General features: G+C 64.0%; 16 protein-coding genes. 2 read left to right on the forward strand and 14 right to left on the reverse strand.

The features are described 5' to 3' along the window. Positions 1-258: 258 nt before the first annotated feature. The 7 genes from GR138_RS15430 to GR138_RS15460 all read right to left on the reverse strand — a co-directional run bounded on the left by GR138_RS15430 (position 259) and on the right by GR138_RS15460 (position 12,846). Complete coding sequence (locus tag GR138_RS15430; RefSeq protein WP_160860128.1) at positions 259-6,981, reverse strand: hypothetical protein; 6,723 nt, start codon at positions 6,979-6,981, stop codon at positions 259-261. A gap of 452 nt (positions 6,982-7,433) precedes the next feature. Continuing rightward, entirely contained in the window at positions 7,434-8,156 is a 723-nt protein-coding gene (locus tag GR138_RS15435; protein WP_160860129.1) for an aspartate/glutamate racemase family protein, read from the reverse strand. Between the two features lies 1 nt (position 8,157). Next, on the reverse strand, positions 8,158-8,880 hold the full coding sequence (locus GR138_RS15440) for an ABC transporter ATP-binding protein (protein ID WP_160860130.1): 723 nt from the start codon (positions 8,878-8,880) through the stop codon (positions 8,158-8,160). Between the two features lie 3 nt (positions 8,881-8,883). Continuing rightward, entirely contained in the window at positions 8,884-9,666 is a 783-nt protein-coding gene (locus GR138_RS15445) for an ABC transporter ATP-binding protein (RefSeq protein ID WP_160860131.1), read from the reverse strand. Next, positions 9,663-10,634 carry a branched-chain amino acid ABC transporter permease gene (locus tag GR138_RS15450; protein ID WP_160860132.1) on the reverse strand — a complete coding sequence of 324 codons (972 nt, stop codon included), beginning with the start codon at positions 10,632-10,634 and terminating at the stop codon, positions 9,663-9,665. Before GR138_RS15450 ends, GR138_RS15445 begins: the two co-directional genes overlap by 4 nt. A 4-nt stretch (positions 10,635-10,638) precedes the next feature. Next, positions 10,639-11,508 carry a branched-chain amino acid ABC transporter permease gene (locus tag GR138_RS15455; RefSeq protein ID WP_160860133.1) on the reverse strand — a complete coding sequence of 290 codons (870 nt, stop codon included), beginning with the start codon at positions 11,506-11,508 and terminating at the stop codon, positions 10,639-10,641. 150 nt (positions 11,509-11,658) lie between these two features. Further along, positions 11,659-12,846 carry an ABC transporter substrate-binding protein gene (locus GR138_RS15460; protein ID WP_160860134.1) on the reverse strand — a complete coding sequence of 396 codons (1,188 nt, stop codon included), beginning with the start codon at positions 12,844-12,846 and terminating at the stop codon, positions 11,659-11,661. Positions 12,847-13,070: 224 nt separating this feature from the next. On the opposite strand from GR138_RS15460, the gene GR138_RS15465 reads away from it, so the two are divergent. Next, positions 13,071-13,775 (forward strand): FCD domain-containing protein, encoded by a 705-nt coding sequence (locus GR138_RS15465; protein ID WP_160860135.1) that lies wholly within the window; start codon positions 13,071-13,073, stop codon positions 13,773-13,775. 22 nt (positions 13,776-13,797) lie between these two features. On the opposite strand, the gene nadE is transcribed toward GR138_RS15465, so the two are convergent. From nadE to GR138_RS15495, 6 genes are all read right to left on the reverse strand, one after another. Beyond that, entirely contained in the window at positions 13,798-14,781 is a 984-nt protein-coding gene (nadE, locus tag GR138_RS15470; protein ID WP_420853656.1) for an NAD(+) synthase, read from the reverse strand. A 2-nt stretch (positions 14,782-14,783) separates the two neighbouring features. After that, the gene (locus GR138_RS15475) at positions 14,784-16,304 is read right to left on the reverse strand and encodes a class I adenylate-forming enzyme family protein (RefSeq protein ID WP_160860137.1); all 1,521 of its coding nucleotides are present in this window, start codon (positions 16,302-16,304) and stop codon (positions 14,784-14,786) included. Between the two features lie 14 nt (positions 16,305-16,318). Then, the gene (locus GR138_RS15480; protein WP_160860138.1) at positions 16,319-16,573 is read right to left on the reverse strand and encodes an acyl carrier protein; all 255 of its coding nucleotides are present in this window, start codon (positions 16,571-16,573) and stop codon (positions 16,319-16,321) included. After that, positions 16,570-18,531 (reverse strand): asparagine synthase (glutamine-hydrolyzing), encoded by a 1,962-nt coding sequence (asnB, locus tag GR138_RS15485; RefSeq protein ID WP_160860139.1) that lies wholly within the window; start codon positions 18,529-18,531, stop codon positions 16,570-16,572. Before asnB ends, GR138_RS15480 begins: the two co-directional genes overlap by 4 nt. A 7-nt stretch (positions 18,532-18,538) precedes the next feature. Then, positions 18,539-19,648, reverse strand: a complete 1,110-nt coding sequence (locus GR138_RS15490; RefSeq protein WP_160860140.1) for a hypothetical protein — start codon at positions 19,646-19,648, stop codon at positions 18,539-18,541. A 194-nt stretch (positions 19,649-19,842) separates the two neighbouring features. Continuing rightward, the gene (locus GR138_RS15495; protein ID WP_160860141.1) at positions 19,843-20,628 is read right to left on the reverse strand and encodes a MauE/DoxX family redox-associated membrane protein; all 786 of its coding nucleotides are present in this window, start codon (positions 20,626-20,628) and stop codon (positions 19,843-19,845) included. A gap of 51 nt (positions 20,629-20,679) precedes the next feature. Between GR138_RS15495 and GR138_RS15500 the strand changes: the two genes are divergently transcribed. Further along, entirely contained in the window at positions 20,680-21,084 is a 405-nt protein-coding gene (locus GR138_RS15500) for a MerR family transcriptional regulator (protein WP_160860142.1), read from the forward strand. A gap of 30 nt (positions 21,085-21,114) precedes the next feature. On the opposite strand, the gene GR138_RS15505 is transcribed toward GR138_RS15500, so the two are convergent. Next, positions 21,115-22,206 (reverse strand): DUF2793 domain-containing protein, encoded by a 1,092-nt coding sequence (locus tag GR138_RS15505; protein ID WP_160860143.1) that lies wholly within the window; start codon positions 22,204-22,206, stop codon positions 21,115-21,117. Positions 22,207-22,330 lie beyond the last annotated feature (124 nt).

Consider the following 22,330-nt stretch of genomic DNA (forward strand, 5'->3'; position numbering starts at 1 on the left):
GGTGGAAGGCCTGTTGGAAATAGGAGCGGAAGGCAAGCATGGGCTGTGTGAGCTCCATGTTACGGCGCCAAGCGAGGCCGACATCCATTGCCTTAGTCAGTCGGCGCCGGCATCGGGCTGTTCATCACAGGTGGCGTGCCGGTGCTCGCGGTCGTTATAGATCAGGCGCATTACCGAATGCTTGTCGGCAGCCGTTAAGGTGTCGCTTTAACGGTGCGATCCCGCCGGATGTGTTCCGGCGGGGTTATCTGTTTGGGATTACACCGTCAGCGAAGAGAGGAGATCCGAGAGGTCGTCATCTCCCGCTAAGGCCATGGCGGATGCGCCGCCGGCGCCGTTCAGCGGCAAGGCATTGACCTGCGACGACGTCATCGAGGCGAGCTGGCCCGGTGTAAAGGCCTGTGCCTGCTCGACGCTGAGGCCGGCGAGGGCTGCCGTGCTGAGGCCGGAGAGAGCGCCCGACGTCAGCGAGATGAGGTCTTCCACCGAGAAGCTCGCGAGATCGTCCGGACCGAGCGCCGCGGCCTGGGTTGCGGTGAGCGCGCCAACCTGCTCCGGCGAGAGTGCTGCGATCTGCGTTGCCCCGAATGCGGCCATCTGGCCGTAGGTGAGGGACGCGACCTGGCCGGTCGACAGCGAAGCGATCGCATCGGACGACAGCGTGCCGATGGCTGCCGACGACAGCCCCTTGATCGCCGAGGAGCTGATGACGCCGAGTTCCTCGATCGAAATGGTAGCCATATGCGCGGCCGTCAATCCGGCAATGCCGGATGGGCTGAGCGCTGCGATCTGGCCCGTGCTGAAGGCTTCGAGTTGCTGGACGGTGAGCGCTGCCACCTGATTGCTGCTCAGCCCTGCGATGCTGCCGGTGCCGAGTGCGCCGATTTCAGCCTCCGACAGGGTCGCCAGATAGCCTGCCGGCAGGCCTCGGATGGCGCTGGAGCTAATGGCCGCCAGTTTCTCGAAGGTGAAGGTGTCGAGCGCCTGCGTCGACAGGCCGGCAAGCGCGGACGAGCTCAGCGCGCCGACCTGTGCGGCCGAGAGCGCCTCGACCTGTTCGAGATTGAGGCCCGAGACCTGGCTGCTGGTGAGGCCGGCGACGCCGCTCGCACTCAGGGCCGCGATCTGCTGGGGCGTGAGGGCGGCGACGTCCTGCGCATCCAGAGCGGCAACCTGCCGCGAGCTGAGCGCACTGATCTGGGCCGTGGAGAGGGCGGCGACCTGCTGCGACGTCAGGGCCGCGACCTGTGCCGTCGTCAGGCCCGCGACGCTGCTGCCGCTGAGTGCTGCGATCTGATCCGGCGAAAGCCCGGCAACGACCGTGACGGAAAGGCCGGAGATCGCAAGCGAGCTGATGGCGGCGAGCTCGGGCAGCGAGAAGAGCGCGAAATCCTCCGCCGTTAGTGCCGCCAGTTGCTTGGCACTCATCGCGCCGATCTGCGTGCTGGTCAGCGCTTCGACCTGATCGGCATTGAGGGCCGCGATCTGATCGCTCGAAAGCCCCGATACGCCGTCGGCGCTGAGGGCGGCAATCTGTGCCGTCGTCAATGTGGCGATCGTCGCGGCCGACAGGCCCGCAATTCCGCGGGAGCTGATCGCCGCGAGATCGGCGGTGGAGAACCGTTCGAGATCATCTACGCCGAAGGCCGCGATCTGCCGCGAACCCAGGGCGCCGACCTGCGTGCTGGTCAGGGCCTCCGCCTGATCGGGGCTGAGCGCTGCGATCTGGTCGGTGCTGAGGGCCGCAATGGCGCCCGAGCCCAGGGCCGCGATCTGGCCGAGCGAGAGGGCCGCGATGTCGGCCGTGCTGAGTGCACCGATCTGCGTGGAGCCGAAGGCGGCGAGCTGTGCTGTCGTCAATGCTTCCAGCTGGGTGGTGCTGAGGGCGTCCACCTGCGCGCTTGTCATCCCGGCGACATTGATCGCGGCGATCTGCGCCGTGGTGAGGGAGGCGATGGTCGCCGTCGAAAGACCGGCGACTGCGCCCGACGTGATGGCGCCCATTTCACGGGCGGTGAAGGTTTCCAGATTGGCGACGCTGAAGGCGGAAATCTGCGACGAATTCAGCGCCGCGACCTGCGTGCTGGTCAGTGCTTCGGCCTGCGACAGCGACAGGGCGGCGATCTGGGTCGAGGTGAGGCCCGCGACGCCGGTCGCGCTCATGGCGGCGATCTGGTTCGGCGAGAGCGCTGCAATGTCCTCCGTTCCGAGCGCTGCGATCTGCCGCGATCCGAGCGCTGCGATCTGCGCCGTCGTCAGGGCCGAGACCTGATCGGTGGTGAGGGCCGCGATCTGGCTGCTCGTCATGCCGGAAAGCCCGGCAGGGCCGATCGCCGCGATCTGGCTGGTGGTGAGCGAGGCGAGCGTGGCGGTGGACAGGCCGGCCATGGCGCTGGCGCTGATCGCTCCCATGTCGGAGACCGAGAAGGTGTCGATCTGGTCCGAATTGAGGGCCGATATCTGCCGGGAGCTGAGGGCGGCGATCTGGCTGCTGGTGAGGGCTTCGGCCTGCGCGGTGCTGAGCGCGACGATTTGGTCCGTCGTCAAGCCGGATATCGCGGCCGTGCTGAGGGCGGCAATCTGCGCGGTCGTGAGCGAGGCGATATAGGACGGCCCGAGGATGGCGATCTGCCGGGCATCGAGCGCACGGACCTGTGCCGGCGTCAGCGCGTCGAGCTGGTCGCTGGTCAGCGCCTTGATCTGCTTCGTCTCGAGCGCACCGATGGCCGATGTGCTTAGCGCTGCCACCTGTGTGCTGGAGAGCGAGGCGATGGCCGCTGTGGAGAGGCCACCAATCGCGCCGGCGTTGATGGACGCGATTTCCCTGGTCGAGAACGTCGCGATATCGTCGGCGCCGAAGGCCGCAAGCTGATCGGAATTGAGAGCAGCGATCTGGGTGCTGCTCAGTGCTTCGGCCTGTGCTGTTCCGAGCGCTGCGATTTGCCGGGTGGTGAGCCCGCTGATGCCGCCAGCGCTGAGGGAGGCGATCTGCGCCGTTGAGAGTGCCGCGATCGCACTTGTGGACAGGCCGCCGATCGCGTCGGAGGAGATAGCCGCAAGGTCCTTTGTGGAGAAGGTCGCGATGTCCTCCGGGGTGAGGGCGGCGAGCTGTGTCGAATTGAGGGCGGCGACCTGGTTGGAGGTCAGGGCTTCGGCCTGCGCGGTGCTCAAAGCCTGCAACTGCCGGGCCGTCATGGCGGCGATGGCGGAACCGCTGAGGGCCGCGATCTGGGCGGTCGAGAGCGAGGCGATGGTCGCCGTCGAAAGGCCGGCGATCGCGCTGGCGCTGATCATCGCGATATCCTTCGTGGAGAAGGTCGCAATGTCGTCCGTACCCAGTTCGTGCAGCTGTTCGGAGGTGAGGGAGCCGACCTGGGCGCTGGTCAGCGCTTCCGCCTGGCTGGTGCTGAGCACCGCCAGTTGCTGGGAGGTGAGGCCAGCGATGCTGGCTGCGTTGAGGGCTGCGATCTGAGCGGTGGAAAGGGCTGCTATCTTGTCCGTTCCGAAGGCCTCGATTTGCCCCGAGGTGAGCGCGGACATCTGCCGGCTGGTCAACGCGCCGATCTGGTTGAGGTTGAGCGCCTCGATCTGGTCGTCGGTCAGGCCGGAAATGCCGGATGCGCTGAGGGCGGCAATCTGCGCCGTCGAGAACGAGGCGAGATCGCTTTCGCTGAGAGCCGCGACCTGACCGGCACCCAAGGCCCCGAGCTGGGCCGTCGTGAAGGCGGAAATCTGCTCGGCGGTAAGGGCCCGGACCTGGCTGGTGCTGAGGCCACCGATGGTGGCGGAGCTGAGGCTGGCGATCTGCGCTGTGGAGAGAGCCTGGATATCGTCTTCCAGCGCGGCGATCTGCGTCGGCGTCAGGGCCTTCAACTGGCTGGTGGAAAGCTGGCTGACCTGTGCGGAGCTCAGGGCCTCGATCTGGGCGGTCGTGAAGCCGGAAAGTGCGCTGCTGCTGATGGCGGCGAGTTGCGCCGACGATAGCGACGTCACGGTTTCGAGCCCAAGCCCGGCGATGGCCCTGTTGGTGAGTGCCGCGATCTGGGCGGAAGAGAGTGCGGCAATGTCGCCCGGCTCGAGTGCTGCAACCTGCGTGGCGGTGAGCGCGCTGACCTGGGCCGTGGTCAAGGCGGCGATCTGCGCGGTCGACAGGGCCTCGATCTGGTCGGCGGTCATGCCGGCGAGTGCATTGCGGCTGAGTGCAGCCGCTTGGTCCGTGGACAGTCGAGATACGGCGGCTTCGTCGAGGCCCGCAATGGCCTTGTTGGTGATCGCGGCGATATCCGCGGTCGAGAAGGTGGCGATGTCGTTTGCGTCGAACGCGGCAAGCTGCGTCGAGCTGAGAGCCTTGACCTGAGCGGGTGTCAGGGCCTCGATCTGAGCTGTGCTCAACGCATCGATCTGGTCAATAGTCAGCCCGGCAATCGCACCGCTGCTGAGGGCCGCGATCTGGTCGGTGGTGAGGGACGCAAAGAAGTCCGGATCCATGCTGGCCAGTTGCTTGGTCTGCAGGGCACCGATTTGCAGGGGAGAGAGCGCGGCGATCTGTGCGCTCGTCAGGGATGCGAAAGCATCGCTGCTGAGGCCAGGAATTGCCTTGTGGCTGATGGCCGCGATATCCGCGGTGGAGAAGGTGGCGAGGCCCGCAACCCCGATCGCGCCGAGTTGAGCGGAGCTCAGGACCTTCACCTGGGCCGGCGACAGCGCCTCGATCTGGTCCGCATCGAGCGCTGCGAACTGCTTGGTCGTGAGGCTGGCGATGGCGCTGGTGCTGAGCGCTGCGATCTGATCGGTGGACAGTGCGGCAATGGCTGCGGTGCCGAGAGCGGCCAGGGCCTTGCCGTCGATCGCGGCGATCTGTGTCGGCGTCAGCGCGGCGAGGCCGTCCTCGTCCAGCGACGAGATCTGCGCCGCGCTCATGACGCGGATTTGCATCGGCGTGAAGGCTTCGATCTGGTCGGCATCGAAGACGGCCATCTGCGTGATGGTGAGGCTGGCAATGGCGCTGGTGCTGAAGGCCGCGACCTGGTCGGCGGACAGCGCTGCGATCGCACTCGTGCTGAGGCCTGCGACCGCCCGGTTGCTGAGCGCGGCAATGTCGGCGGTGGAGAAGGTGGCAAGGCTGTCCGGTTCGATGGCGGAAAGCTGCGAGATGGTCATGTAGCGGATCTGTGCCGGCGTAAGCGCCTCGACCTGCTCCACGCTGAGCGCTGCGATATGCCAGGGCTTGAGAACGCCGATCTGGCTTGGCGTCAGGGCGGCGATCTGCTCTGTGGTGAAGGCGGCGATGGAGGCGGAATTCAGGCCCGAAATGGCGCTGACCGGAATTGCGGCAATCTCGTCGCCCGAAAACGCTTCGAAGGCATAGGGATCGAAGGCGGCAACCTGGGTTTCGCTGAATGCCTTGATCTGCGTGATCGTGAAGGCTTCGACCTGGTCGGCATTGAGGATGCCGATCTGGGTGGCCGAGAGTCCGGGGATCGCCCTGGCATTGAGCGCCGTGATCTGGGCGGGTGTGAGCCCGGCAATGGCGCTGGTGCTGAGGCCGGCAACGGCACTGGCGCTCAGCGCTGCGATATCCAACGTGGAGAATGTCGAGATGGTGTCGCCGTCAAGCACCGCGAGTTGCGCGCCACTCAGCGCCTTGACCTGCAAAGGCGAGAACGCCTCGACCTGATCCATGCTCATGGCGGCGATCTGCGCCGTTGTCAGGCCCGCGACCGCGGCGCTGCTGAGAGCCACGACCTGCTGGGTCGACAGGGAGCTGATGCCACCAGTACCGAGGGCGGCGACCTGCCATGGCTCCAGCGCATTGATCTGGCTGCTGTTCAGGGCCTCGATCTGGCCGGGCAGAAGCGCCGCCATGGCGCCGGTGCCGAAGCCCTTGAGCGCCTTGGCGGTGATGGCGGCGATATTCTCCTCGGAAAATGCGGCGATGTCCCGGGAATCCATGACGGCGAACTGCGCCGCAGTCATCGCGCGGATCTGCGCGGTGGTAAGTCCCTCGATCTGCCCCGGGCCAAAGGCCGTGATCTGGGCGGTCGTCAGGGCCGCGATCGTCTTCGGGCTGAGAGCGGTGATCTGTTCGGCCGAGAGTGCAGCGATTGCCGCCGTGCCGAGGCCCGGCAGGGCCTTGCCGCTGATCGCGGCAATGTCGCCCGTCGAGAAGGTGGCGACGTCATCGGCGCCCATCGCCGCAAGCTGCTGCGCGGTGACGACCTTGATCTGGTTGGACGACATCGCCTCGATCTGGTCGGTGCTCATCGCGCTGATCTGGGTCGCCGTCAGGCCGGTGATCGCGCTGGTGGTGAGTGCGGGAATCTGCACCGTGGAGAAGGCGGCGATCGCATCCGTGCTGAGTGCTGCTATCTGCGCCGGCTTGAGCATGGCAATCTGCGCCGTCGTCATGCCGGCGATCTGTTCCGGTGTCAGCGCGGTGGTCTGCGGCAGCGTGAAACCGGCAATGGCGAGGCTGTTCAGCGATCCGATCTGCTCGGGCGACAGCGCCTTGATGGCTGCCGTGCTCAGAGCCTGAACGGCCTTGTAGCTGATCGCGGCCATATCCTCGGTCGAAAACGTGGCCAGTTCGTCCGGAGAGATGGCGGCAAGCTGGGCGACGCTCAAAACCTTGACCTGGGAAGAGGTGAACGCTTCCACCTGCTCCTCGTTCAAGGCGCCGATCTGCCCGGCGGTGAGGGCGCCGACCTGGTTCTGGGTCAGGCTTTCGATGGCGAACTTGTCGAGGGCGCCGAGCTGGTCGAGCGACAGGCCGATGATGGCTGTCTGCGAAATGGCGCTCAGCTGTTTCGTGCTGAGCGTCTCGATATCTTCCACTTCCAGTGCCGCGACCTGCTTGGAGGAGAAGGCAGCGAGCTGACCGGTGGAAAGGGCGGCGACATCTTTTGTCGTCCAGTCTGCGATCGCCGCCGTGGAAAGCTGCTTGATCTGGCTGATGCTCAAGGAGGAAACGACAGACGTCATATGGCAAATCCCTAATGAAAGATCGCAATGCTTCCCGAAAAATCCGGCTGTGTTCGGCAGCCGCGCGCAGGGCACTGGCCGGATGTCTCCACAATCCGGCAATGCATCGATACGAAAGGGGGCTTGCCTGAAGCTGAATTTTGGGGTGCGGAAGGGGCGCTGGACGGCCTCGAAATCCCGGTTTTCCAGAGTTTTCCGTGCCGCAGGCGACAGGCCGCCTGGTCTTCGCCCCAACGGGACATCACACCCCGGAAGCTGGTCGGGATAGAATCGCTGACATGCCCCGAATCGACGGGGCCGGCTTCGAGATGGGCGCCGTCCATGATGATCGGGCCGCCCGCCGTGCACTCGATGGACGTCGGGTGTGGCGGGCTATGGCCAAGAATGGCCGAAGCGGTGCGACCAGATACCTGCCGGCACTGGTCGCTTGTCCTGTTGTTTCGGCTGGTCCCTCAAACTCCGGTGCGGAAAGCGCCATCGAGCTTGTTGGCGGGCGGCGGCGCATAGCCGCCGAGACGGGAGGTGCGGATGCTGAGGCCTGCCATGGCTTCGGCAAGTTTTACCGCACAGGATACGCCGTCGAGCACGGGCAGGCCGTGTTCCGTGGCCAGGTCGGCGGCGAGGCTTGCCATGCCGGCGCAGCCGAGCACGATCGCCTCGGCCCGGTCCTCGCTGATGGCAAGGCCGATCTCGGCGCTGATCTTGTGGCGGGCGTTGGAGCCCGGCAGTTCCAGTTCCAGCACCGCCACCTCGGAGGAGCGGACGCGCGCACAGCGGGTGTCGAGGCCGTAGCGGGAGAGGTTGTGCTCCAGCGCCGGAACCGAACGGGCAAGCGTGGTCACGACGGAAAACTTGTTCGAGATCATCGAGGCGAAGTGATAGGCGGCCTCGCCGATGCCGATCACCGGCTTGTCGGTGAGGCAGCGCGCAGCGTCGAGGCCCGTATCGTCGAAACAGGCGATGACGACGGCGTCGCAATCCGGGTTGCGGCGGATCGTGTCGAGAAGGCCGGCGAGGCTCATCGCCTCGTCGAAATAGCCCTCGATGGAGACCGGACCATGGACCGGATTGACGGCGGTGATTTCGGTTCCGGCAGAGGCGGCGGCGCGCGCCGCCTTGCCGATGTGTTCCGTCATCGATGCGGTGGTGTTGGGATTGATGACGAGGATTTTCATGTCAGAGTTCGCCTCCGAGGTAGGCAGCCTTGATGCGGTCGTCGTTCATCAGGTCCTTGGAATTGCCTGACAATGCGATCGACCCGGTGGAAAGCGCGTAAGCGCGGTTGGAGATGGAGAGCGCCATGCGGCTGTTTTGCTCGACGAGGAGGATGGACACCTTCTCGTCGCGGCTGATGGCGACGATGGCGCGGGCAATGTCCTGCACCAGTTTCGGCGCGATGCCGAGGGACGGTTCGTCCAGAAGCAGGAGCTTGGGCTTGGCCATCAGTGCGCGGCCGATCACCATCATCTGCTGCTCGCCGCCGGACATGGTGTTCGCCTGCTGGTTATAGCGCTCGCGCAACCGTGGAAAGCGCGTCAGCACGTTTTCCAGCGTCTGCTCGATTTCCGCCTTGTCGGTGCGGGTGAACGCCCCCATCAGCAGGTTGTCCTTCACCGACATCAGTGGGAAGGCGCGCCGGCCCTCCGGCACCATGGAGATGCCCTTGCGCACCACCTCGGCGGCGGACGTTCCGTCGAGCCGCTGGCCCTCATAGTTGATCTGGCCGGACTTGATGGGCCGAAGCCCGGTGATCGCCCTGAGGATCGAGGACTTGCCCGCCCCGTTCGCGCCGATCAGCGCGACGGTTTCGCCCTCCGCGACGTCGATCGAAACGCCTTTCAGCGCGTAGATGTGGTCGTAGTAGAGCTCGACATTTTCAACGCTCAATATCTTGGTCATGGCTTACATCCCGATCGCAGCATCTTCGGAACCGAGATAGGCTTCGATCACCTTCTCGTTCTCGCGGATTTCCTGGGGTGTGCCCTCGGCCAGCTTCTGGCCGAAATTGATGCACACGATGCGGTCGCTGATCTTCATCACCGCAGGCATGTCGTGTTCCACGAGCAGCACGGTGACGCCACGCTCGTCGCGAAGCCGGCGGACGAGGCCCACCATCTTCATCGTCTCGTCGTGGTTCATGCCGGCAAAGGGTTCGTCGAGCAGGATGACCTTGGGATCGGTGGCAAGGCCGATGGCCATGCCCAGTGCACGCAGATGTCCCTGTGGCAGGTTGGAGGCAAGTTCGTTGCGGATCGCCTGAAGCCCGAGGAAATCGACGATGTCATCGGCGGAGGCCGCGAATGCCGCCTCGTCTTCCTTGGCCTGCTTCGAGCCAAGGAAGAAGCCGAAGAGACTCGCCTTGGAGCGCAGGTGATGGGAAACGATGATGTTTTCGCGCACCGTCATGGAGCGGAAGATCGTCGTTTCCTGGAAGGTGCGCACGACACCCATGCGCGCCACCTTGTGCGGCGCGAGGCTGGAAATACGCTCGCCGTTGAACAGCACTTCCCCGCTCGTGGCCGGCACGAAGGAGGAGATCAGCCTGAACAGCGTCGACTTGCCGGCGCCGTTCGGGCCGATCACCGATAGGATTTCGCCGGCATTCACGTCGAAGGAGACATCGTTGACCGCGGTGAGGCCGCCGTAACGCTTGGTGATGTTCTTGATCTGCAGGATGGGGCTCATTTGCTGCCCTCCTTCTTGTCGAGAAGGCTCAGGACACCGTTCGGCAGGACCAGCATGAGCAGGATCATGACGCCGGAGTAGATGAGGAGCTGATATTCCTTGGCGATCGACAGCAGGTCCCAGCCGAAATAGAGCAGGAACGTGCCGAGCATCGGGCCGAAGACGTAACCGAGGCCGCCGAGGAAGCAGTAGAGCATGAAGTTCACGCTATCCGCGACCACGAAGGAGGACGGGTAGATCGACTGCGCGATGGAGGCGAACATGGCGCCCGCAATGCCGCCGAAGAACGAGGAGATCGCATAGGCGAGCAGCCGCAGATAGGCGGTGTTGACGCCGATCGATGCCGACAGTTCCTCGTTCTGCTGGAGGCTGCGGCAGAGATGCCCGAGCCGCGAGTTCACGATGCGCCAGAGCACCAGGTAGGTGATCACCATCAGCAGTACGGCCATGATGTAGAAGCCGAAGCGCGGATTGGAAAGCGATCCGAAGGCCGGGATGATCGTCAGGCCGAAGATCGACAATTCACCCGGCAGCGGGATGGAGGTGATGCCTTTCGCCCCGTTGGTGATCGGCAAGGCGAGGGCGGTAAGGCGCGCCACCTCGGTCAATACCAGTGTCACCATGGCGAAATAGACGCCGCGGAGACGAAGGATCGGAAAGCCGATCAGGGCCGAGACGAAGGCACAGAACAGACCTGCCAGCGGCAGCGTCAGCCAGAACGACATGCCGACCTGGGTGACGAGGATCGTCGAGACGTAGCCGCCGACCAACGCATAGGCGCCCTGGCCGATATTGATGCGGCCGATGTAGAAGGTGAGCCAGACACCGGCAGCGCCCACGGAGAGCAGTGCGACCGAGGTGAGGGTGTAGAAGAAGTCCCAGCGTCCGGTGGCGCTGATGAACAGCGGAACAAGCACGAAGACGGCAATCAGGAAAGCGGCAAAGCCGAGAAGTTTTTTCGTGTTCATGATCTCAACCCCACGGCTTGCCCATCAGCCCCTGCGGGCGGACGGCCAGGAACACCATCAACGAGGCGAAGATGACGAGATAGGTGATGTCGCCATAGGCCGAGAGCACGGTGAGACCGACGCTCTCCATCATGCCGAGGATGAAACCACCGGCAATCGCGCCCGAAATCACGCCAGCGCCGCCGATCATGATCATCAGGAAGGCCTTGACCGAGGTCGGGCCACCCATGCCGAGATTGACGCCGGTGATGGTGACGAGCAACCCGCCGACGAGGCCGGCCAGCATCGCGCCGAGCGCAAAACCGATCATCGAGTAGCGGGAGACGTTCACGCCCATCAACTGGGCGGCCATCTTGTCCTGGGCCAGCGCTCGCATGGCGCGGCCGGTCCGGGAATAGTTCATGAAGGCGATGAAGGCGACGATCAGCAGGATGGCGAGGACGCCGATCAGGATGCGGTCGTAGGGCATGATGATGCGCATATCGAGGTTGAGCACGCCGTTGACGATCTTCGGCACGCCGCGCTGCTTTTCACCGAAGAACAGCAGGATGACGGCATCGAGGAAGAAGGCGACGCCCGCCGCAAGCAGCATGGTCGATTCATCCCGTTTCGACCGGCGCACGACCGGCGCGAAGAGGAATTTTTCGATGGCCGCACCCATGATCGCAAGGACCACCGCCGAGGCGAAGAGGCCGACGATGAAGGGTAGGCCGAGCTGGACGACGACCGTGTAAGTGACGAAGCCGCCGAAGACATACATCTGCCCGTGGGCGAAGTTCAGAACGTTCATCAGCGAGAAGATCAGCGTCAGCCCGAGGGCGATCAACGCATATTGCGCGCCGAGGTAGAGACCGTTGGCGATTATCTGTTCCATCGTGAGCCTCCAATGGAAGGTTCAGGCAAAGAGGAACCCGGCCGGAGCTGCAAACGCGGTCCGGGTCCCGTTTCCTAAGTGGTTGCGCAATTCCGGAGGAAAACCGCTTCACACTTTTCCTGGAATTGCGTCCAGGTGCCTAAGCTCGGATCAGTCGACGGTGCCGACGAACAGCGTCTCGAACTTGCCGCCCTTGTACTCGTTCACCACCAGCGGAACGGAGACCTGCCGCTTCTGGCCGAAGGAGGTCATGCCGACATATTTCAGCTTGGCGTCGCCCTTCATGAAGGGGTTGGCGGCCTCGAACGTATCCATCGTCTTCTTGAATTCATCGACATTGTCGATGGCGGCGGGGTTCGCCTTCAGCGTTTCGAGGATGTATTCGAGCGCATAGACCTTGGTGTTCGACTCGTCGTTATATTCGCCGAACATCTTTGTGTAGCGGTCGACGAATTCCGTCATCGTGTCGCTGGCAAGTTCCGGCGTGGAGGCGCCGCCGACGGAGATGAAGCCGTCCGCGAGTTCGCCCGCACCTTCCAGAAGGACGCTCGCATCCTGGCCGGTTTCCGTCGAGATGAGGCCGGTATAACCGAGTTCGCGTGCCGAGCGGATGAGCTGCGGCGCATTGGCCGGCGAGACGCCGGAGAGCACCAGCAGATCCGGCGACGCCTGGATGACGGGCAGCAAGACCGGCGTGAAGTCGGTCGTGTCGACCTGGTAGGTCACGTTGCCGGAGACGACTTCCAGCTCGAGCGCCTGGGCTGCGGCAATGCCGGATTCACGCTGGCTGAGCGGGTCGGATTCGTTGGCGGCAACGAAAGCGACCTTCTTCACGCCCTTGTTTTCCTTGAGGAACTTGTAGATCGCCGGGCCGGACTGGTAGTTCGCCACCATGCCGAGGATCGCGTTCGATGCCGGCGCCGTGAAGAGTTCCTTCGGGAAGGCATAGGGGAAATACATGATGCCGTTCTGCTCGGCGACCGGGCGCACGGCTGCGGCACCGTCATCAACGTTCGGGCCGACGACGTAGTGCACGCCGTCCTGCGCCATTTTTTCCATGCCGGCGATGGCGCGCTTCGGGTCTTTCTGGTCGTCGAAGGGCACGATCTCGATATTGTAGGTCTTGTCGCCGATCTTGACGCCGCCGAGCTCGTTCAGCCAAGCTGCGCGCGTTTCCATCGAGCGCTGGTTCGAGACGCCCCAGGATGCGGCCGGGCCGGAGGTCACGCCGACGAAGCCAACCTTCAGCGTCGCGTTCTGCGCGTACGCCATCAGCGGCATGGACAGCATGGTGGCTGCGGCGAGGGCGGAAATTTTCAGGAATGTGCGCTTGTGCATGTTGTTCTTCCTCTGGGCCATTGATCTATTTTCTATGGGCGAGCGGGTCGCGAGGGCGGCACGTTCGGCCTTGGCCAGAGTATTGAGCGTATTGTTAACAATCTTGTCAAGTGGTCGTAAACAAGGCATCGTAATTTTCGTCGACGAAATCTGCGCTTGTTGGTCAACCAAATCAGACATATTTAGAAGACGGTGCAATAGAATGCGCATGTCGAGGAGATGCGGTGGTTGATTTGAGCAGAGGCAACGTCGTGGAGGCGGACGAGGTCGATGAAAGCGATATCGTCGAGCGCATTTTCGATGCCGTGATCGAACAGAGATTGCCGCCGGGCACGAAACTTTCCGAGTCGGCGCTGTGCGACGCTTTCGGGGTCGGGCGCATGCGCATCCGTCGCAGCCTGCTGCTGCTCGCCAGCCGGGAAGTTGTTGAGTTGCACGCCAATCGTGGTGCGTTTGTCGCGTCGCCCACGCCCGAACAGGCCCGCGAGGTTTTCGAAGCCCGCCTGGCGTTGGAACCGAACATCGCCCGCCTAGCCGTCCAGCGCGCCTCTGCCGAGGACATAACGGCGCTGACCCGTCACCTGGAAATGGAATATGTGGCGCACAAGGAACGCCGCAGGCACGATGCGATCCGCCTTTCCGGGCAGTTCCACACCCTGCTCGCGCAGGTCGCCGGCAACGCCATCCTCATTCGCACGATGAAGGAACTGGTGACGCGCACGTCGCTGATCATCGGCCTATTCGGCGCGGGTGTCAGCAACTGTCGCGACGATGACCACGCGGCGATCGTCGGGGCCTTTCATACGCGCGATGCGGAGAAGGCCGCCTGGATGATGACGCTGCACCTGCGGCACATCCAGGACCATCTCGAACTGGGGACGAAGTCCACGGATTCCGTGGACCTCATGGAGCTTTTCCGCAAGCCGTGAAACGGCTTGCCTTCTCGGCTGACTAGGACGCGTTCGCCATCACGAGCGGCGGGCAATGCAGGTAGCGGGCGACCTTGCGCTTGGCGGCGATATCGGCCCAGACCAGGTCAACGTCACCCTCCTTGAGCCCGGTTGCCGCCGCAACCTCTGCCGCCGGGAGAGCATGCTCAAGCCCATAGAGGCAGGCATCCATCTTGTCGTAGGGCAGGGCGAAATAGAATTCCTCCTGCGTCTGCGGCAGCGAATAGGTATCGGTGGTCGGCGGGCGGGAAAGGATTTCGGCCGGCACGCCGAGATGGGCGGCCAGTTGATAGACCTGCGACTTGTAGAGATGGGCGATCGGCTTGATGTCGGCGGCACCGTCGCCGTTCTTCACGAAGAAGCCCTGGTCGTATTCCAACAGGTTCGGGGTGCCGATGACGGCGAAGTTCAACCGGTCGGCATGGTAGTATTCGAGCTGCTTTCGGGTGCGCTGCTTCATGTTCGTCGCAGCGACGATGCCGAGATAGGCGCTCGCCGACAGCCGCACCTTGCGCATCTCGCCGTCCGGTGCACGCACCACGAGCGAGGAAATGTTGTATCCACCTGTTGTCATCGGGTTGTCGAAGACGATTTTGGAGCCCCAGCCCGGGCCGAACTCCGGCACAGCCTCGCGGATGAAGGCGTCGCGGCGCTCATAGCAGCCCATGGCGGCAAGCGACGGACCGATATCCTCGACGACGCTCTCGATGCCGAAGGTTTCCGCGACGCTGCGCCCTAGACGCAGGCTTTCCGGGTCGGAATCATTCTCCGGCATGAAAAGAGCGAAGACGTTTTTCGCGCCGAGCGCCCGTACGGCGAGCGCCGCGCAAAGGCTGGAATCGATGCCGCCAGAAATGCCGAGCACCAGGCCGCGCTTGCGCAGGCCGCTGCGCAATTCCTCGCGCATCCAGCGGGTGATCCGGTCCACTTCCGCGGCAGCATCGAGCACGAGCGGGGCGAAGGCGGGCGTGTGGGACTTCGGCATGGTCATGCGATGGATCCTGTGGTGTTGGCGGGTTCGGCGGCAAGGCGGCGGCTGGCCTTGCCGGAATCGGTCTTGGGCAGGGCGTCCCGGAACTCCACGAGTTTCGGTACCATGTGGTCTTCGAGGTTCTTGGCACAGAAGCGCATGACATCCCGCTCGGTCAGCGCCGCGTCGGTGGCGACGACGACCGCCTTCACGACCTGTCCGAGCACATCATCCGGCACGCCGACGACGAGCGCTTCCGCGATGCCCGGCATGCGGCAGAGCACGTCCTCCACGGCCTTCGGCGCGACCTTCTCGCCGCGCGACTTGATGATGTCGTCCATCCGGGCAACGAAAGTGAAATACCCTTCCGCATCTGCCGTGAAGAGATCACCCGTGTGCAGCCGCAGGGCGCCGGAATGGGGAGCAGGCCGCAGTGCCTGGCGCGTCGCAGCCTCGTTTTGCCAATAGCCACGCATAACATGCGGCCCGCTGATGACGAGTTCGCCAACCGCCCCGGCAGGCAGCGGCTCGCCGGCTTCGTCGATCACTTCGGCATATGTTCCCGGAATGGCGATGCCGACGGAGCCGCGCCGGAGGTCGGTCACACTTGGTGGCAACCAGGTGGCGCGGGTGCATTCGGTCTGGCCGTACATGATGTAGAGGCGGGCCTGCGGCAGGAAGGCGCGCAAGCCGTCGACATGGGCGAGCGGAAGTGGTGCGGCAGCGCTTGTCATGTAGCGCAGGCTGGCAAAATACGCGGCATCGAGATCACGAGCCTGCAGCATCATGGCGGCCATGGTCGGGACCAGCGGAAACCCCGTCACCTGCTCGTCGCGGATTTTCTCGAAGATGACTTGCGGGAAGGCGAACGATTTTTCGATGACAAGTGTCGCACCCACCAGCATCGCGGTCACCAGTTGGCTGAGCCCGTAGCCGAAGGACAGCGGAAGCACGACGAGAATGATGTCCGAGGCGGTGTTTTCGAGATAGGTGGTGATCGAGCGCGCCGCCGCGTCCATGTTCTCGTGCGCAAGCATCACGCCCTTGGGCTCGCCCGTCGATCCCGACGTGTATATCAGCGCGGCAAGGTCCGTACCCGGCAGCGCCTCGGAGACAAGCGGCTCCGCTTCGATTGCCGCATCAAAACTGCCCGCATCGCCTGTTACGAGGCGCGGTATGTCTGCCAGTTCCGCGGTGTTTTGAACAAGGTGGGCAAGCCGCGCCTCGGCGACCACCATGGCAGGACGGCAGTCCTGTGCGATTTGCGCGAGGCGGGCATTCTTGCTGGACGGATTGACCGGGCAGATCACGGCGCCGGCGATCCATGTCGCGAAGATCGTGACGGCCGCCTGCCAGCCATTGTCGAGCAGGATGAGCACGCGGTCGCCGGGGCAGATGCCGTTTACGCGGAGTGTCGATGCCATGCGGGCGGAAAGATCGAGAAAACGGGCGTAGCTCAGCCGCGTCTCTCCCGCAACGATCGCCGTCCTGGCGCCATCACGGGCTGCGCTGTCCTGAAGATACCGCTCGATCCGCATGGTCGTTTCCGCCGTCAGGTCGCCTGCTTGCGGCTGATGAAACCGGCAATCCGGTCGATCGTATCGAGGTTGGCCGGTACGATGTCGGCATCAGCCACCTGGATGGCAAACCGCTCTTCGAGGAAGCTGACAAGCTCGAGGATTCCTGTCGAGTCGATGAGGTCGTTGTCGATCAGCGACAGGTCGGCCGGCAGCGGATGGCTGTCGTCTCCGAACAGGAAATTCTCCACCACGAAGGCGCGGATGGCGGTTCTGGTTTCGTCGGTCATTCTTGGTTTATCCCGATCCTCGGTGCGATTTGCGATGATTGCGCAGTATCCAGACCGCGCAGCAGTTCGGTCGACAGCACGCCGATGAAGGCCGCATTGTCGCGAAATCCGGTGACGTGTCCCTTGAGGACCTTTTCCTTGAGCTTGCCCACCGCCGGAACGTTGAACAACCCGCTTTGCGCCAGCCGCGCCGGCGACAGCACGGTGTCCAGATAGGCCGGCGCGTGGGGGGCGGCAAAACTCTCGCTGTCGGGCGCGCGATAGGGCTGTTTCGGGCGGTCGATGATCTCAGTGGGTACGAGACCGCGGGCCGCTTGCTTGAGGATGTGTTTTTCCTTCAGGCCAAGCAGTTTGGTCTCCGGGGAGACGCTGGCGGCAAAGCCGACGACGCGATGATCGAGGAAGGGGAACCGCCCCTCCACCGCATTCGCCATCATCACCCGGTCACCCTGGCTGGACAGGATATAGCCGGGCAGCAGGAAGGCCGTTTCGAGATATTGCGCCTGGTGCAGGGGATGCCAGCGGCCAAAATCGGCCGGCAGCTGCGCAGCAAGATCCGCGGCCGCATCGTAGTCGCCGATCTCCTGCTTGAGATCGACGGAGAAGAAGAGCTTAGCGGCCGACGTCGAGCGGAAGCGCGGGCGGTGCGAGTAGAGCGGATCGTCCAACGTCTCGGATCCGAAGGAAAAGAAGCGCGCGAGATAGTCCGGCGACTGTTGCTTGAGGCCGGGAAGATAGGGGTAAAGCCGCTGGAAGAGGCGGGGGCGCCGGGCGGAGTCCGGTTGCCGGGCGCAGAAGCGCCGCACCCGCGCCTCGCGGAACAGGTCATAGCCGGCGAAAATCTCGTCTGCGCCCTCGCCGGTCAGCACGACCTTCATGCCATGCTCGCGCACGCGCCCGGCAAGCACGTGAAGCGGCACGGGGGCCGTGCGCAGGATTGGCCGCTCGATGTGGCGCATCACCTCCGGCAAACGCGTCACGATTGCCTCGGTAGAGCATTCGACGCTGTCGGAAGCAGCGCCGAGCGTCGCCGCCATTTGGCGTTGCCACGCGCTTTCATCATGCTCCGCGCTATGGAACGTCAGCGAAAAGGTCCTGAGCCCCCGGGTGACGGTGCGGGCCGCGAGCGCCGAGATCAGCGAGGAGTCGAGCCCACCGGAGAGATAGGCGCCAACGGGAACGTCGGCGCGCAGGCGGATGCGGGTGGCGTCCGTGAGGAGCGCGCGCAGTTCTTCTGCCTGCGCCTCCGGCGGGGCGGATGCCGGCGCGTCGCCACGATCGGGGAAGGAGAGTTGCCACCACGGGCGGATCGTCCGCCGGTCGCCGCACAAGGTCATCACATGGCCGGGCGGAAGCTCGTGGATGCCGCGGAAGGCCGTACGCGGCGGGATCGGGCACCAGAGCGTAAAAATCTGGTCGAGCGCCAGCGGATCAATTTCGGCCGCGATGCCGGGCAAGGCCAGCAGCGCCCTAATCTCCGAGGCGAAGAAGAGCGCACCCTCGTGCTCCGTGTAGAAGAGCGGACGCACCCCCATCCGGTCGCGGGCAAGCACAAGCGTGCGGTGTCGCGCATCGTGGAGCGCGAAGGCGAAATCGCCGTTGAAATCCTCAAGGCAGTCGAGGCCCTTCCGCTCGTAGGCGGCGAGCAGCACTTCCGTATCCGAGGCCGTGTGGAACCGATGGCCACGACTCTTCAGGTCGTCGCGCAGTTCGACATAGTTGAAGATTTCGCCGTTGAAGGAGACGGCGAGCGCATCGTCCGTCGTCGTCATCGGCTGGGCGCCGTCGGCAAGCCCGACGATGGAGAGGCGGGTATGGGCAAGGCCGGCATCGTCGCGGATCAGGATGCCTTCGCCATCTGGGCCGCGATGCCGCAGCGCCGCGACCATAAGACGGAGGTATTCAGCCGCCCGGTCCGGCGCGATGTTTCCTCCATGGTAACCCGCTATGCCGCACATGATGGACCTATCCGAACCGGTCGCCGATGAGGCGGGTCCAGCCTTCGCCGGCAAGGCCGTTGAGGAAGGCGTGCCCGTTCGTCATGGCGGCGAGGAGATCAGGGTTTCGCGAATGCACTACGGTCGAGGACGCGTGCAGGAAGGTGCATTTCTTGCCGATCATGGCGTTAAGCAGGATCGGCTGCGTGCGACCGCGCATCGCCACGAGGCCGCGCTCACGGGCATTGCGCAGCAGGCAGTCGATAACGACTGATTCCTGTCCGGGCGCAGCGAGGATCTGTACCGTCCGGCCGATGCCACCGGGATTGCCATAGTAGAGATAGAGGCCGATCGCTTTGCCGGTCCGAGATTTGACGGCGTGCTGGACGCGCTCGCCATGCAGGGCCTTGCGCTTGGCGTGCTGCAGCATCGCTACCAGTGTCGCGTTATCCCAGGCAGGGTGGAGGGGGTACTGTGCCAGGAAGCTCTGGCTGAGGGTAGCAAATTCCTCGTCGTCCACCGCAACGTCCGCGAACGCATCCGCCTTGCCGGCAAGCGGTGTATAGGAGATCCACGATGATTTTCCCCCGCGCCGCGCGATCAGCGCGTCGGCCGCTTTGACCACTGGCGTAAACAGCCTGAGAGCGGACATCCGTCCAGCCGCAGCCTCCAGCGCGAAGGCGGCCGGTCGCAGCACGCGCAGCCATTCGAGACTGTAGGGACCAAGCACGGTGGCGCGCATGCTGCGCCACATGTCGGTCGAAACATCGTTCGACGTTTCGGTAAAGGAAAAATCCTGCGGCCCGGACAGCACGTCGCGCAGCAGGCGCGCACCGGCAAAGGGATCGCTCTCGCGGTCGTCGCAGGCGAAGGTGCCGCAGTTCGCAGCCCGCACCGGGCGCCCCTCGAATTCCATCTGCACCGGCAAAACGCCGATAAAACCGGAAACGCTGCCGTCATCGCGCACGTGGACGCGCGAGCGTATGTCAGGGTCGCGATCGGTAAGGTCCAAGAACAGCGCGCGCAGGTAGGTTTTCAGGTCGTCGCCCGCCGGCTGCGCGCTTTTGCGCAGAAGTCGCTGGAAGAGATCCGCGACCGCGTCGACATCCCCGACCTCAAATGAACGTACGCTCGGCATCGCGACCTACTCGGACCCTGTCCCCATTGCGGTTCTCCGGCAAGCCACAGCCGCCCAGACTTGCTTACGCGACGAGCATGAAAAAAAGGTCAAGAAATAGCCGTGCCGGGTGGAACGGGTTTCGCGTCTCGATGGAAATCCGCAACCACAGCATGAGGCGCGCGGCATTATGGTGCCGCGCGCGTTATCTCGTGCTACATCGCGTGGGGGGCCGTGTATCCCAGCGCTGCCGCGGCCATCCAGATCGCCATGGCGATCATCATGAGGTTCTCCGTCAGCGAAATGAAACCGAGCGGAACATTGCTCGACCCACCCACGCAGGCGCATTTCAGTTCGCGCTTGTCGATATAGACCGCCTTGAACACCGAGACGGCTCCGATGGTGCCGATGAAGAGGGCCGTGGGGATCGACAGCCAGTTGAGTGCACCGGCCACCATCAGCACCCCGGCAAGACCCTCGGCATAGGGGTAGATGTAACTGTAGGGCACCCAGCGCTTCGCAAGCAGGTCATAGTTCAGGAACATGGTCGCGAAGCTCTCGACGTTCTGCAGCTTCAGCATGGCAAGCGCGACCATGGAGAAGGCGATGAACCACTCCGCGGCCTTCAGCGTGAAGGGCGTGCCGCTCACCGCATAACTTGCCGCCATGGCCGTTAGCGCCGTCAGCGTGAAGAGCACGACGACCGGCCGATAGGTGGTCGCCTTCGGGTCGGCGACGGGTTTGCCGAGAAAGCGGCGCAGGTCGTCATAGCCGCCGATGCGCTCACCGTCGATGAAGACCTGGGGCGTGGTCGCAACCGCATGCTTCGCCTTGAAAGCATCGGTCTCCTCACGCGTCGTCAGGTGGTGGTCATCGACCGCATAGCCGGAACGGCGCAGAAGATCTTTCGCCTTGAGGCCGTAGGGGCAGGTGTGGCCCGGCATCACCATACGGTAGAGGATGGCCTTGCGGTCTGCACCCGGATTGGTCCTGTCCAACATCTCACATCTCCTGTCTTGTGAAAGCATTGGCAGGACTATAGGTTCCGTACCATGGTACGGAGTCAACACCCTCAAGACCTCACGATCGGAAAACTTGCCGCTGCGGCCAATGTCGGTGTCGAGACGGTGCGCTTCTACCAGCGCCGCGGCCTGCTTTCGACGCCGAAGCGCCTGGACGGCTTCCGTCATTACGGTGAGGCGGATGTCAGTCGCCTCCGCTTCATCCGCCAGGCGCAGACGGCCGGCTTCACGCTGGAGGAAATCCGGCAGTTGCTGACGCTTGATTCCGGCGAGGATCGCGCCGCCGTGCGCGAGATGGCAAACAAGCGCCTTGCCGAGCTGGATGCCCGGATGAATGAACTCGAGCGCGCCCGGGCTTCGCTCCAGATGCTTGTTTCGGAATGCGCGGTTGGCAAGACCGGGCCTTGCCCGATCTTGAAGTCCTTTACCTCGTAGGGACAGGAACCCGCACGCCGGCACAGAATGTCAGGCGCCCGCAATGCCCATCCACGCCGTGCCATTCCAGAATTGCAGCTGGTGCAGCGTCATATTGTAGACGACCAGCCCCTCCGCCGGCGAGGAGATGGTGTTGCGTTGCGTCGTCGTCATGCGGGGCGGCAGGAAACCGCGGGTCGTGCTGGTCATGTCGACCAATGCGGACGCGTTCGGGGCCGTGATGCCAATGCCGATCTGGCCGGTGGTGGCCATTCGCAGGGCCTCGACGGTATCATTGACCTTGAAGACCAGCGGATGATTGCTCTTCGACGCCAGCATCACATTGTTCGTGAAGGTGCCCATCACGAAGCGGACATTGTTCGTCGTGTCCTGCCCGCGGAAATAGGCGGCACCCGCACCGGACACGCCGATCGTCTTGTCGTAGTTGAGAAGGCTGTCCGTCGCGCCGGGCTGGCCGACGGTCAGGAGGTAGCGGATGTCCGTCGCGTTGACCCCGACAAAACCATCGGCTGCCTTCAGGTAGAGCGGGGTTTTCCAGGTGCTGCCGTCGGCGGAGACCTTTACGGCGAAATCGTCGTTGCCTGCGAGGCCCATTTCCGCCCGGCCGGACCAGTTGGTCTGGAACAACAGGGAGGCCGTGTTTGCCGCCCCCGCCTTGTTGACCTTGATCTGGTGCCCGGCGCCGGCATGGGTGAACAGGCTCGCCGCTGCGGCAACGGCGAGGCGATTGACGGTATCGGCATCCGTGTCGATGCCGAGCAGGGTGAGCCGCTCCGGCGGCGGCGCTGCCTTGATCCAGTTGCCATCGTGGAAAACATAGATGGCCTCACCGGTGGCGTCCCAAAGGGGCCAGCCCGGTTGCGGCGTAAAAAACACCCAGACACCATCCTGAAAGGCGGCAATCTTGTTGGTCTGGGCGGCGAAAACACCGGTTGGTGCGCTGCCGACAACATGGCGCTCGCCCTCCACCGGCGTGCCGGGTGGCGTGTTGCTGCCGACGCCGTTCACGCGAATATGGAGCACTGCATCAAGGATGCTCAGGGCCTCGTTGTGGGTGACGTGCTTCTGCGCCTGCGCGGGCATGATGTAGGGGAGTTTGAGAAGGTCGGTCTGTTCGCTCACGGTCGGGCTCCTGTCCGGATGGAAGCCCAGTATGAGGCGGGTACGCGGAGTGGGGACGAAACAGGCGGTCGTCAGCGGAGAATCAGGCGATCTCGTCGAAAGTCGTTCACGGTACAAGCAATTG

Origin of the sequence: Shinella kummerowiae, from assembly GCF_009827055.1 — a bacterium.
GTDB classification, from domain to species: domain Bacteria; phylum Pseudomonadota; class Alphaproteobacteria; order Rhizobiales; family Rhizobiaceae; genus Shinella; species Shinella kummerowiae.